General features: G+C 44.2%; 15 protein-coding genes. 5 read left to right on the forward strand and 10 right to left on the reverse strand.

Annotated features, from left to right (window positions below; all coding sequences use genetic code 11):
• Nucleotides 1-41: 41 nt before the first annotated feature.
• Complete coding sequence (locus A6D97_RS18395; protein WP_065584988.1) at nt 42-473, reverse strand: MarR family winged helix-turn-helix transcriptional regulator; 432 nt, start codon at nt 471-473, stop codon at nt 42-44.
• A 97-nt stretch (nt 474-570) separates the two neighbouring features.
• On the opposite strand from A6D97_RS18395, the gene A6D97_RS18400 reads away from it, so the two are divergent.
• The 4 genes from A6D97_RS18400 (at nt 571) to A6D97_RS18415 (ending at nt 3,953) form a co-directional block, all read left to right on the forward strand.
• Nucleotides 571-1,062 carry a DUF2798 domain-containing protein gene (locus A6D97_RS18400; RefSeq protein ID WP_065584989.1) on the forward strand — a complete coding sequence of 164 codons (492 nt, stop codon included), beginning with the start codon at nt 571-573 and terminating at the stop codon, nt 1,060-1,062.
• A 34-nt stretch (nt 1,063-1,096) separates the two neighbouring features.
• A complete protein-coding gene (locus tag A6D97_RS18405) occupies nt 1,097-1,402 on the forward strand; it encodes a DUF3861 domain-containing protein (RefSeq protein WP_065584990.1) in 306 nt (101 codons plus the stop codon).
• 206 nt (nt 1,403-1,608) lie between these two features.
• On the forward strand, nt 1,609-2,373 hold the full coding sequence (locus tag A6D97_RS18410; protein WP_065584991.1) for a hydratase: 765 nt from the start codon (nt 1,609-1,611) through the stop codon (nt 2,371-2,373).
• A gap of 221 nt (nt 2,374-2,594) precedes the next feature.
• On the forward strand, nt 2,595-3,953 hold the full coding sequence (locus A6D97_RS18415) for a Na+/H+ antiporter NhaC family protein (protein WP_065584992.1): 1,359 nt from the start codon (nt 2,595-2,597) through the stop codon (nt 3,951-3,953).
• A 201-nt stretch (nt 3,954-4,154) separates the two neighbouring features.
• Here the strand turns inward: A6D97_RS18415 and A6D97_RS18420 are convergent, their stop codons facing one another.
• The 3 genes from A6D97_RS18420 to A6D97_RS18430 form a co-directional block, all read right to left on the reverse strand.
• Complete coding sequence (locus A6D97_RS18420; protein WP_065584993.1) at nt 4,155-5,315, reverse strand: multidrug effflux MFS transporter; 1,161 nt, start codon at nt 5,313-5,315, stop codon at nt 4,155-4,157.
• A 310-nt stretch (nt 5,316-5,625) separates the two neighbouring features.
• Nucleotides 5,626-6,006 carry a hypothetical protein gene (locus A6D97_RS18425; protein WP_017060579.1) on the reverse strand — a complete coding sequence of 127 codons (381 nt, stop codon included), beginning with the start codon at nt 6,004-6,006 and terminating at the stop codon, nt 5,626-5,628.
• 155 nt (nt 6,007-6,161) lie between these two features.
• Entirely contained in the window at nt 6,162-7,874 is a 1,713-nt protein-coding gene (locus tag A6D97_RS18430; RefSeq protein WP_065584994.1) for an RluA family pseudouridine synthase, read from the reverse strand.
• 291 nt (nt 7,875-8,165) lie between these two features.
• On the opposite strand from A6D97_RS18430, the gene A6D97_RS18435 reads away from it, so the two are divergent.
• Nucleotides 8,166-8,618 (forward strand): NUDIX domain-containing protein, encoded by a 453-nt coding sequence (locus tag A6D97_RS18435; RefSeq protein WP_016769103.1) that lies wholly within the window; start codon nt 8,166-8,168, stop codon nt 8,616-8,618.
• Between the two features lie 17 nt (nt 8,619-8,635).
• Here the strand turns inward: A6D97_RS18435 and A6D97_RS18440 are convergent, their stop codons facing one another.
• The 6 genes from A6D97_RS18440 to A6D97_RS18465 form a co-directional block, all read right to left on the reverse strand.
• Nucleotides 8,636-9,073 carry a bifunctional diaminohydroxyphosphoribosylaminopyrimidine deaminase/5-amino-6-(5-phosphoribosylamino)uracil reductase RibD gene (locus A6D97_RS18440; protein WP_017060582.1) on the reverse strand — a complete coding sequence of 146 codons (438 nt, stop codon included), beginning with the start codon at nt 9,071-9,073 and terminating at the stop codon, nt 8,636-8,638.
• A gap of 155 nt (nt 9,074-9,228) precedes the next feature.
• Entirely contained in the window at nt 9,229-9,783 is a 555-nt protein-coding gene (locus A6D97_RS18445; protein WP_065584995.1) for a nucleotidyltransferase family protein, read from the reverse strand.
• On the reverse strand, nt 9,783-10,070 hold the full coding sequence (locus A6D97_RS18450) for an antibiotic biosynthesis monooxygenase (RefSeq protein WP_017060584.1): 288 nt from the start codon (nt 10,068-10,070) through the stop codon (nt 9,783-9,785). Before A6D97_RS18450 ends, A6D97_RS18445 begins: the two co-directional genes overlap by 1 nt.
• Before the next feature lie 957 nt (nt 10,071-11,027).
• Nucleotides 11,028-11,885 carry a hypothetical protein gene (locus tag A6D97_RS18455; protein WP_017060585.1) on the reverse strand — a complete coding sequence of 286 codons (858 nt, stop codon included), beginning with the start codon at nt 11,883-11,885 and terminating at the stop codon, nt 11,028-11,030.
• Entirely contained in the window at nt 11,885-12,739 is an 855-nt protein-coding gene (locus A6D97_RS18460) for an ABC transporter ATP-binding protein (RefSeq protein WP_017060586.1), read from the reverse strand. Before A6D97_RS18460 ends, A6D97_RS18455 begins: the two co-directional genes overlap by 1 nt.
• Entirely contained in the window at nt 12,736-13,107 is a 372-nt protein-coding gene (locus A6D97_RS18465; RefSeq protein WP_017060587.1) for a GntR family transcriptional regulator, read from the reverse strand. Before A6D97_RS18465 ends, A6D97_RS18460 begins: the two co-directional genes overlap by 4 nt.
• Between the last annotated feature and the right edge of the window lie 104 nt (nt 13,108-13,211).

Raw genomic sequence — 13,211 nt, forward strand, 5'->3', positions numbered from 1 at the left:
CCACCGATCTTACGATTCGGTGGCGTTTTTTAGTTTTATTTTTAAGAGCAGCTTTCTAAGTTCTGCGCCATTTTCTTCGCAATTTTTCTGAATTGTTCTAACTCGTCTTCGGCCATGCCTTTGGTCATTCTCTTCAGCATGTCTCGATCGATATCCGAGACCTTACTCATGATCTCTTGACCCTTATCAGTCAGAACCAATAACTGGCTGCGCTTGTCTTCCGGGTTCGGAGACTTCTTCACAAGTTCCTGATTGATCAAGGCATTAATGAGCCGAGTGACCTGTGCTTTATCACGATCTAGGAAGTGTGCGATATCGATAGCGGTACATGGAGACTTCTTAGTAATGATCTTCATGACACGAATGTTCATAGGTGCGATCTCTGAGTCTAAGCTCTCAATCTGTTCGCTCATTTGACGTTTCAAAGAGTGCACTAGACGAAAGATTGATTCTAGCGATGTGTTATCAGACATAAACTATCCTTAGAAATATAGTTGACATTATCAACCACTGTATTTATAGTTGACATTATCAACTTAATTGTTCGTAAATTCAAGACAGGAAATAGATATGACGATTCAAGCAACTCTAACGCCAACTCTTCCTGAGCAAAAAGGCACACCGGTTTTATACAAAGTTTTGGTCATGATGAGCTTAATGCTGACGATTGGCGGCAGTTTAACGGCTGTGATGACTTACATGAATGTCGGGTTCGGTGAGGCATTCATTGGCAACTGGCTCTCTTCGTTAGCGCTAGTTGTCGTGATTATGATGCCAATTGGCATGGTGATGATGACTTTGGTGACTAAGTTGGTCGCTAAGGTATTGCCCAATTACGGCGAGAAAGCTCGCAACCTAATCGTGGGATTGATTATGGCGTTTATCATGGAGTCCATCATGGCATTTGTAACAGCGGCAAATAACATTGGATTTTCGGATACATCGGCGTTTACCAGTGGATGGTTTAATGGATTTATTGCCGCACTTCCCATTGGCCTTGCGATCATGGTCGTGATGTCGATGACGGTTAAACCTAAGCTCGAACGATTCATGAAGAGCTAACCAAAACACTTTTTAAGCATTTTAGGAGATCCACATGAAAGCATTCACAGGCAAACACAATAACTACCGTATCACTATCGAAGAAGTGAATATCAAAGAAGATCGTGAACTGCAAACCATGCAGTTTGAAATTGAAGACAGAGAAAATATGTTCGCGATTGTTGAGAAGATCAAACAAGACAGCGGCTTAGACGAGCAATCAGCAGCGCGACTAGGAGTGAGTATTCGCTTGCTAGGTCCATTGATGATGCAAGATAGAAAACACCCTCTGTTTGTTGATTTCATGCCTCACTTCAGAAACTTCATGCAGAATCTGAAGAAGACGTTGAAAGGGCAGTAAAGCCCAATCATCAGCAATACATCGAAAAGCCAGTAATCAACTTACTGGCTTTTATGTTCTTTAAATCAAAATAATTTCAGTTGTTTGCGTCTAGAATATGTGAAAATTTATGGCTGAATTTTCGGTGGTGCATCGTTGTTGAATTGTCTATTCAAGCCTCAATAAATCCGATATTATACGGGTCATAAAACTAAAGGTGGTATTATATGACAAATGTATTTGAACAAGCGGCTGAAGAACTGCTAAGTCGCCGCGTTGCGGGAACCAAAGCACCAAGATTGAACGAACAATACCGTCCGAACAACTTGGAAGATGCGCTAAAGATCCAATCATCAATGATCGATCTCAAGAGCGACAAAGTCGGCGGTTGGAAGTGTTTACTTCCTCTGGCTGAAGACAAGTTTGTTGTTGCACCTATCTTTTCGGGTAGCGTTCAACAAGGTGAAGTTTGCGAACTGTTTGCTGACAACGACGTAGTGCGTGTTGAGCCTGAAATTGCATTCACGCTTGCTAAGAGCCTGCCTGCAAACCAAGAAGGCTACAGCGAAGAGCAAATCAACGATGCTATTGGTTCTTGCCACATGGCACTTGAGCTAATGCAGTCTCGCTTTGCTGATGACAGCGGCGCTGAGTTCTACGAAAAGCTTGCTGACGGCCTAGTAAACCAAGGTTTGTTCATTGGCCCAGAGATTGACCGTGAAAAAGCATTCACTTCTTCTGAGATCAATATCGAAGTAACTCAAGGCGAACAAGTTCAAGCGTTCGCAGGTAAGCACCCAAATACATTACCACCAAGCCCTATCTACTGGCTGATTAACTACATGACTCGTCGTGGCGTTGATTTCCAAGCGGGGGAAGCGATAATCACGGGCTCATACTGCGGTATCGTTGAGATCGGTTTCGATAAGCCGACGACTTTCCACTACGAAGGCATTGGTGAATACCAAGTGACGTTCAAACAAAAAAGCTAAACTAGCAAGCGCACTAAATAAGCAAAAGCGAGTTTCTGTGTAAACGCTATCTATTCTCGAAAGGCTATTTACTGGTGAGTAAATAGCCTTTTCTATTATGTGATGTTCAATGGTGTGCTTATTACTTTGCATTAAATTGGGCGTTTAGACGTCTAGACGTTGACAAGTCCTAAGTGTGACATTAGTCTGCTCTCCTTCCTGTTCTATTGTGTTGTCGTTCCATGTCCAATTCGAAAAATTCTAATGCGGTAATTGCCCCTTCGGCAGTGGCGCTTATCCCTCTGATCGTGTTCCTTGCGCTTTTTATCGGCGTAGGTACCTACCTGTCGCTGCAAGGCGTCGATTTTGCTTTCTATCAACTTCCAGCTCCGATTGCGGCTCTGCCTGCTGTGATGTTAGCGTTGCTATTGAGCAAAGATAAATTGAACCGTGCGATTGAGCAGTTCTTAGGTGGCGTGGGTCACAAAGACATTATCGCAATGTGTATGATCTACCTATTGGCGGGTGCTTTTGCTGCTGTGGCTAAAGCTTCTGGTGGCGTGGACGCGACGGTAAACCTTGGTCTATCGGCTATCCCAACGAGCATGATCCTACCGGGCATCTTCCTTATTTCGGCGTTCATTGCGACAGCAATGGGCACCTCTATGGGTACTATCGCTGCGGTTGCTCCTGTTGCACTAGGCATTGCTGACTCAGCTGGTATGAGTATTCCTCTAACCGCTGGCGTAGTGCTAAGTGGCGCTATGTTTGGTGACAACCTTTCTATCATCTCAGATACCACGATTGCCGCGACTCGCTCGCAAGGCTGTGAGATGAGAGACAAGTTTAAAGAGAACATCCGTATAGCACTTCCTGCTGCACTTATCGCGATTGTTATCTTTGCTTTCAACAGCACAGCAACTCAAGTTCCTGAAACAGGCCCAATTGAATGGCTGAAAGTCCTTCCGTACATCACTATTTTGATTCTTGCTGTATCGGGTATGAATGTATTCGTTGTGCTGACGATTGGTATCTTGCTGGCGGGTGGCGTGAGCCTAGGTTCTGTTGAGAACTACGGTATGACGGATTACGCTCAAGATATCTACGCAGGCTTCGGCAACATGCAGGAGATCTTCTTACTGTCGATGCTGATTGGTGGTTTGAGTGAGCTAATGCGTCGCCAAGGTGGATTGGCGTTCCTGACTAGCTTGGTAAGTGGTGTGATTCGTGCGTTTGGCTCTTCACACTCTAAGCAAGCGAATGGCCGTGCGAGTGAGTTGGGTATTGCGGGCTTGGTATCTATGGTGAACCTATGTACTGCAAACAACACGGTAGCGATTATTGTGTCTGGTAGTGTGGCTCGGCAATTAGCTGAAGAAAATAACGTTTCTCTACGTCGCTCTGCCAGCTTATTGGATATCTTCTCTTGTGTGATTCAAGGCGTATTGCCTTACGGTGCACAGGTATTGCTATTAGGTTCGGTATTTAACTTATCGCCTTTGGATATCGTGGCTAATTCTTACTACTGTTTCGCGCTTGCAGTCGTTGCTGTGGTAGCTGTGTTTATTAAACACCCAGCACGTCAAGTGGCTCAAGCTTAGTAATAATTGACCAAACTGAGTGCTCACTGGCTCTGATAAGAAGGCTCCTTAATAGGAGCTTTTTTGTGCGTGAAACTCATGGCTTGAAAATTCAATGTACGTCTTCAAATACAAGAAAACCGCCTATGTAGACGGTTTCTAATTTCGTTATAGCGGTTTTCAAGTTTATTGTAGTGTGAATGACAATTAGGCTTGAGAGCTTTAATTCAGCTTATTAGTCACGAACTCTTTGTTTCTGACCATTAGCCACATCAGGCCGCCTAGCGTACCGATGGATAATTGGATAAAGCCTAGGTTTTCAATCAGTGACTCTGGGCGGATTGAAACTAATACCATGCCAAGCGAGCCACAAATCATGCTGAAGAACTGTATCAGTGCGACGGCAGAGCCCGTGTCATGATCTTGTTGATTCAACATCAAGTTGGTCCCCGGTACTCGCATGATGATCGCCATTAATGTCGCTGGTGCAGCGATGAACATGAAGAACCAAGGGGACAGGTCGCCAATGGTTAGGGTGAAGATTCCCGCAAGCGCTAATAAAGCAAAACATCCTGAGATGACCTTTTGAACCGGCATTCGGTAGGACAACTTCATGTAAATTGTTGGACCAAATGAGGCGCACAGTGCATTGAATGCGAACGCGTAACTAAACTGTTGTTCGGTCAATCCAAAGTGATCGATGTAGATATAAGAACCCGCCGCAAGAAAGCCCATCAACGCCATCGGTATGATAGAGAAAATGACCAGCAGCTTGACGAACGAGCGGTTTTTCATGACCACGCCCATTCTTCCCCATGATCGGAATATAGAACCTTGGTATTTGTTTTCGAGTGTTTCTCGGTAGCAGCAAGCTAATACTGACGCAAATGCACCAAAAATGGTGAGCGTGACAAACATCATTCGCCAAGAAGCAATTTTCAGTAGAAAGGCACCAAATACAGGCGCAACCATTGGCGCGATGATCACCAGTGACATGATAGTCGCCATGATCTTTTCACGTTCTCGGCCATCATAAAGATCTTTGACAATGGCGGTAGCGATAACGGTGATAGCACTACCAGCAAAGGCTTGGAATACACGAGCACCAATTAACTGTTCGATGCTATTGGTCATCGCGCACAATATGCTCGCGACCATATAACCCGCTAATCCAATTAATAGGATCGGCTTACGACCGAATTTTTCGCTGAGCGGTCCCCAGAACAAAAGACCGATGGCGTAAGTAACGAAGTAGCTGCTCAGGGTTAGGTTGACCATGGATCGGTCAGTATTAAACACCTCGACCATCTGCGGAAGCGCAGGTAAGTAAAGGTCGATAGTCAATGGAGGGAAAGCACTTATTATGACGAGAAAAAATAGCATACCGGTCTTTCCCAGTACTGGTTGTGGTCTCTTCAAGGTGGCTCCCGTTGTCCAAAATAGGTTTTTAATTGGTGTGATATTGCTATACAGAAGGCTAAGGCACGTCAGACAAGAAGGATAGAGTCGTTCAAGAATATGGTGAAAGTAACGATGAACTTATCTCTAATGAGTTCGAATCTACGAAGTCGGTCTGTGCACTGAATTGTATTACAAAACATTATTGCTTTTATAGCTAACGAGTTCAATTAGTTAGTAGCAGTGTAGCTTGTAATCGCCAGCGACACATTGTAATGATTATCGACTTGGCTTGTTATCTTTTCTTTGGGCGTTTTTCGACTAAACCGTTACGCTCTAAACCACGTCGAACGCTGCTGCATAGTTTACCAAAGCGGCGCAGTTCTTCGAAGTTAGGGCCTTGGCCAATGGAAATACTGTGCTCCCAATACATTAACTCGCTGTCGACCATCTCAAGTAGTTTCTTAGAGCAACCCGAGCAATTTCCTTTTGGACCACAGATAAACGTCTCTGACTCGTAAAGTGGGAGTTCGTTTTTAACTTCTTCAATTAAGTTAAGCATTGCCGAGTTTAAGTCTGGCTTTTTGGATGTAATTGGCTTCAAGCTTGGTGCTTGAGTTGCAATTAATGGGGAAGTCAGTTTGTTAGGTTGTAAATTCAAAGCAGCTGATGACATATCAAAGGCCTCAAGGAGAGAAGAAGGTGGGCATGCTACTCTTCACAACAAAGTGAATCTTGATGTAGTGCAATAAGCGTGGAGATATACCCAAAAGAGGTAGGAGCCACAAGCGGTTGTGACTCCTTATCAAAGCTCGGTACTAATGAGAGATTTTAGAATTCAGCGTCGAACTGGAATTCCATCCACTCTTTGGTGACTGGGTGGTGCAGCGCAAGTCTTTCTGCGTGTAAGTGCAATCGGTCGGCTTTATTTCCATATAGGCCATCACCCACGATAGGCATGTTAAGCCCTTCTTGGTGTGAACAGTGAACACGTAACTGGTGTGTACGGCCTGTTTTAGGGTGCAGGTAAACCTTAGTGGTTTGCTCGTTTCGCTCAATCACTTCCCATTTGGTTTCTGCAGGCTTGCCGTGTTCGAAGCAAACAATCTGACGAGGGCGGTCATACAAGTCGCCACGCAATGGCAGTCGAATATAGCCTTCATCTTGTTCTAGCACACCTTCAATCATTGCCACGTAACGCTTCTCAACTTCACGAGTAATGAACTGCTTCTGTAAGCTTTTGTTCGCACGTCGTGTTAAAGCAAATATCAGAATGCCAGAGGTCGCCATATCCAAACGGTGGATAACAAATGGCCCTTCAACATCTTGGTGCATTTCTTGAACGCGTGTGTAAGCCGAATCTTTGATGGTTTTACCCGGTACGGATAGAAAACCTGCTGGTTTGTGTACTACAACGATGTGTTCATCTTGGAACAGGATATCGAGGTCTTTTCCTTCAGCTGGGTTTTCTAGCAATGGGTTGGGATCGACTTCTAAGCCTTTCATCATGTGACCTAAAATCGGTACACACTTACTTTGGCAAGACGCGTAGTATTTCTTGTGTTTACGGATTTCCGATTTCGGTGATCGACCCCACCAAAATTCAGCCAGTGCCAGCGGTGTGTAACCGTTCAAATACGCGTATTGCAGCAGCTTTGGAGCGGCACATTCGCCAGAACCCGCTGGTGGTATCTTGTATGGGGTGTCTTCAAAGATCTGGTTCAGATCCTCAATGTTTCCTTCCGCATTTTGGAAAGCGTATTGTGAAAACAACTTGTGTTGAAGCTGATGAGAAAGGTGTGCTCTTTGCTCTTTTAGCTCAGCCAGTTGAGAGGTGAAAACATCAACTTTAGCCTGCAACACTTGCAGGGTCTGTTCCCAGTTGAGTTTTAGGTATTTCTGCTGGTTCTTGTCGGCAACACTGGCCTTGTTTAGCTCGTTATTTAGCTGTTCGAAAGCTTGCTCATCAAGGTTTTCTTTGCCTTGTTCACGTTGTTCTTTACGTGTTTTTCGGCCTTCTATAATTAATAAACGTTGCGCTTCAATCTCTTGTTCAGCTTGTGCTTTTTGTTGTGCCAGTTGCTCGCACAGTTCAAGGTAATCAGCGTTTGCTTGCAGCGCTTTAAATTTCGCATTCACAGCCATCATGTCGGCTGTGTCTTGATGGAAAAAGCTGTCGCTGCTCAACATGTCGAATACGGGTGGCACAAAATGGGGCAGTAGGTTTTGGTCTGCGATTTTTCCAGAGAAAGCAGAGAAGTAACCCAATTCACCTTCTGGGCTTTTCACCAGTAACACACCAAACATTTTGCCGCGACCAGCGTCAGAATCTAGTCCGAAGTCATGCTGCCAGTCGGTTTGTGTTTCTAGATATTGTTGAAGCTGATGAGAAGCGATTTCACACAGTGGGTGCGGTTCGTAGTAGAACGGGAATGTGAAACGCTCAGGCAACGAATATGACTCGATCGGCTGTTGAAAACGAGTGAAGCAATGCTCAGGTGTGTGGCTGTTTTCTGAGTCGTGCGTTGGTTTTGATGAGTGCATAGTCGTATTAATACTTATATCGTGGTGATAAATGGTTGTGAGTCTACTGTGTATGTTTAGAGACGTTAAACACAGTACAAGGCGGCGATTCTACTCTTTATCGAAAAGCGCCTCAAATAAGAAATGGTTCTATTACTGGATAGCTAAGCGAGACGGTTAATACTGAACCCATGAGTTATAGCTTGAACACCATTAATTGATGAGTAACTTCTCGTTTTTAATCATAGAAGACAATTTAACAAACCAAGGGTGGTAGCCTCGCTGCCCTCTTATGAAAACTAAGGTAACGTTATGATTCCACTCAATACTTCGATTGTTTCCGGTGTCGCTATTTCAGAGATCGACGGACAAATGAAAATGCTATTAATGAAGCGTGTTAAAGGTGAGTTTTGGTGTCATGTCGCAGGCTCGATTGAAGCGGGAGAAACAGGCTGGCAGGCTATCGTGCGCGAGTTTGAAGAAGAGACCCAAATTAAAGTGGAAGCTTTGTATAACGCGCAGTTTCTGGAGCAGTTTTATGAGGCGCACGTGAATGTGATTCAGCTAATCCCCGTGTTTGCAGTGCTATGCCCACCCAACCAAGCGATTGAACTGAATGACGAACACACCGAGTACCGCTGGTGTAATTTAGAAGAAGCAAAAGCGTTAGCGCCGTTCCCCAACCAACATGCCGTCTACGATCATATTTGGTCGTATTTTGTCGATAAGCCAGTCAATCCGCTTTATCGAGTGAAATTGAACTAATACTGGCTGTTTAAGATCTAGGACTTACCAAGGTAAGGGGCTAAAAAGGTGCTCACTTGCGCTTGGCATAACCCCACATCTACCTTCACACCGTGCGATTCAAGGATGGCAACTCCACGACCATTATTACGAGGGTCTGGGTCTAGCATCGCCACGACTACGTGTTTTACACCTGCTTTAACCAATGTATTAGCGCAAGCGGGTGTTCTGCCGACAAACGAACATGGCTCTAAAGTTACGTAAGCGGTAACCCCTTCCATTGTTCCGTCCGTTTTGTCGTTATAGTTATTGAGTGCTTCAACCTCGGCGTGGTTTCCGCCGACTTTTTGCGTGTATCCAACAGACACCACCTTATCGTCTTTCACCAAAACACACCCTACTGGCGGGTTTGGTTGGCAATCAGGTAAGGCTTGGCGCGAAGCTTCGAGTGCTTGCAGCATGTATTGTTGGTTCATGGTCGTTACTCAGTATGACGAGAGAGCGTAGCAGCTAGTCGCCACGCGTGTTTGATGAGTTGGTTAATTACTAACTTAATAAGCTAATAAGTGGGGCATGTTCGATCTGATTGGACTTTTAGTCAATGGTTTTAGCGTTTGAATTCGACTGCTAGTTAACTGTGACTCATCGTTAACTTGGGCCACTGGGTTAGCCAGTTCTTGGATTGTACTCTTTGATCAAAGATATCTCGGTTACGCTTTGGGTTGGGTGTGATTTGCAAATCAAACAAACTCTCTAAACCAAAAGACGAAATACATTCGATGTCTCCATTGAGGCTTTGCTTTACGGCCACAGCGGTCTCTTTCTCTGGCCAGTAACTCATCGCATCCAATGAGCCTTGGTAACGTTCATCCCCATTTCTGGTGTGCATGCAGGCTTGATTGCGAACTTGCCAATTCAGTTCAGGTAACCGTTGTTTAAGCAGAGCCTCGTATTGAAGATCCGATTCGTAAGAGGTATCAATGGGATCAAAGTAGATCACATCAATATCATTGAATGGAGTCGGGGAGGCATAACCATGCTGGTGATCCCAAACGAGGTTTCTCACAAAGCCCGCAGCGACATAACACTGCGGCAAATCCAACTGAGCGACACAGTCTAAAACCTTCATTCGTAAGGGATCTTGTTTGATCAACGTGACGATGCGTTTGGCTAGCGGATGTATCATTATGATGTCGGAACATCAGTGACTTGGTAATGACGTGTCACGTTCTGGGAGATTTCACCCCATTCAGAGGCTTTTACTCGCTGTTGGTGCATTTCGAATGCTTCTCGGCTAGTGAATTCTTCATACACTTCAAAGCGATTAGGTTGAAGCGTGCTTTGACTGACTCGAAACACAATACAACCAGGTTCTTCTAGTGTCAGTTCTTTGTGCACAACCAAGGCATGTGTCACTGCTTCTAGGTCGTTGTCTGGCACTAGAATATGCCCTTGCAGAATTACTTTACTCATAATTACGTCCATTTAATTACGTCTATTTAATTTGGTCCATTACGGCTTTTTTCTATCAAAAGCTCTATCCGTTACAAACATAATCCCATTTTGATGTTGTAACGTATAGGCTAATGTGGCGATTATTAGTTCACATTGAATGTGTTTTTAGTTACACCGTAACTTTAAAGGTGATGTAATCAACAAATGATAAGACACTGGAACTAAATCAGCGTTGGTCCGGTCTATTAAATTAGTATCATTGAACTGTATTGATACTGAAATGAATTTGTCATCTGAGAGAACTAACCTTAATTTTGAACAGCGGCTCATAGGATTGATTTGAGCCATAGTTGATATCTAGGTCGTACTTTGATGTAAATGGTACTCAAAACTCTATATATTTTGTGATTTGTATCATTGATCTGGGCATCAAACACCGTTAGATTCGATTGGTTGGCAATAAAAATAGCTCATGAAGAGCAGTTAAAGAAAAGGAAATATCCCTTATGAAAAAAATGAGAAGAGCACAGCTTCATCGCGTTCGTATCCAATACTGGAAAGACACGTCAAAAGAAGCATCAAAGAAATAAGCTTTAAATCGTAAAGCTTTATAAAGCTGAAAAGCTTAATCAAATGTAAAACGCAACAAACCGATTTCATTAGCACTCTCAAGGACCTTCATCTGGTCGGCGACTAACGAAATCATCCCCAAAGAGCTGGCAGGCATTAACAACAATGCAATTCAATGTCAGCTCATTAATACCTCCTCTAAGTTTATCTTCGTTTGTTAAACCTGTTACCCCAAACTAAAGCTTGTTCCTTGTTCCTTGTTCCTTGTTCCTTGTTCCTTGTTATCGCATCCCTGTACTCGTTAACGTCTTGATAATAAAAAAGCTCCCGATTTCTCAGAAGCTTTGATTTAGATTTTGATATCTGATGTGACTGCCCGATAAAGGCTCGTGCTTAGGATAGACTCTAACGTTGGAACAGCGTCTTTAAGCTCACATCGTCCGTTCTATTTAGCTTTAGGCTCAGTAGATAGCCACCAACACCGATCAGTGCGTAAATACCTAAAGATAAAATCGGCGCTTCTGCAATCGCACTTAATGGGTTGCTTGCTATGAGCACATTCATTGGCAATGACGCGATGAGAGATAGGAAGTCATTGATGCCATAGAACCCAAACACGGCGACAGAGAGGAACTTAATCGCATAGCTTGAGATGAAAATGACAAGCAATGGAGAGTTTACCAGCTGCGAAATCGCTAGAGTGACGGTTGCCAGTGGCAATAAAACCAGTGCAACTAACATCATTCGTCCAAAAAACACGACCCAGTTGCTCAGCACATAAAACAGAGATTGTTGTTCAACCAATAGCGCCAGTTGTTGTTCACTTGAGACGTTCAATATCCAGAATAGAAAATCTGCGAACAGTACTAACAATGCACAGATAGCCGGAATCACCACTAAACCGAAGCCGAGTTTCACACCGTGAGTCATTGCGTTAGATACCGGCATACTTCTCCAAAACATCGAACTGCCTTCTTGGCGCTCTTTACGCAGCGTTTTAGGGATGTAAAGCGTTGATAGGATCAGTGAAATAAGGCCCGCGCCAAAGTAGATCACTGAGTTGAGGTCTTGTGCGAACTCTCTGTGGATGTCGCTCACGTCACCGTTCACTTGCATTTCGAAGAAAAACTCATGCTGCGCTGCGCCATTGAAGAACAGACTAACGAACAGTAAGAAACCACATAACGCGACAAACAGAGGCAATCGAGTGTTAATTTTGTGCTCGATGAGTTCTTTTTCTAGCATGTAAAAACTTGGATGCATTATGCCTTCTCCGTCTGTGTTGCAAGGAATAGATCTGCGAGACCAACGTTATAGATGTTACCCAGTGATTCAACCTGCGCTTTGTATTGACCTTCCAATAACCACTTAGTGGTGCCCAGGCCTGATTGCGAGGTCAGTGGGTTGAGTTTCTGTATCTCGCTTGAATGGTTATTTGCGACTTCGATAATGAAATAGTCATTTTCGATGTCTTCCATGCTCTTTTGCAGCACACAATGGCCTTGTTTTAAAATCAGAACATCCGTTAATAAATGTTCAATCTCTGAAACCTCATGGCTTGCAATGATCATGGCGCGTTCGCCGTCGTGGAACCACTCAAGTAGATGGCGATAAAAAGTATCGCGGTACAGTAAATCTAGGCCAAGTGTAGGCTCATCTAAGATCAACACTTGGGTGTCAGTCGCGATGATGATCGCAAGGTGAAGTTGTACCTTCATTCCCTTAGAAAGCTGCTTGATAGTCGAAGAGAGCTTGATGTTGGTGCTGCTTAGCGTCTGTTCTGCTTTTTGCTTGTTGAAGCTAGGGTGTACACCTTGGGTGTATCTAAGCAGTTGCTTAACGGTCATCCACTCGGGTAACACGTTAACATCTGAGATGTACGACAAGTGCAGCATGAGTTCTGCATGCTGGTGGATAGGGTGGTAGCCATTAACCTCTATCTCACCTTGATAGCTGTGTCCACCAAGCAGTGATTTGATCAGTGTCGATTTCCCTGCGCCATTATGGCCCAGCAATCCAAGCACTTGCCCCGGTTTTAACTCAAAGCTGATGTTCTCGACACCCACTTGATTTGAATAGGTTTTGGTTACGTTTTTCACGGAAAGTAAAGTACTCATGACTTGTCCTTTATATGTTGTGCTAGCTGTTTCACGAGTTCTTCGACACTCATATCAATGATGCTTAGCGTCTCAGCGATGGCTGGGATCTGTGTGTTGATGAATGATTGGTGTGCGGACTCTTTCAATTTTTGAAGTGCCCCTTCGGCCACATACATGCCTTGGCCGCGTTTTTTCTCTACCAAGCCTTCATCCACCAGTAACTGGTAGCTTTTCATGACAGTAAGGTGGTTGATCTTGAGATCGGCGGCAACCGCACGCACAGAGGGCAATGCTTGTAGCTCTAGCCAAACACCCTGAAGAATTTGGTCACTGATCTTGGCGGCAAGCTGCCTAAAGATCGGCTGGTCGTCTTTCCATTCGGTCATAATTAAAACTGCATGGTGATATACATGTGTATAACACTAACCTATTTATTCGAGTTGGCAAGGATTTTATGAAAGTGCATCGGGTATTTTTATGTTTAGATAAA

Origin of the sequence: Vibrio sp. ZF57 (assembly GCF_001691235.1) — a bacterium.
Taxonomy (GTDB): Bacteria; Pseudomonadota; Gammaproteobacteria; order Enterobacterales; family Vibrionaceae; genus Vibrio; species Vibrio crassostreae_C.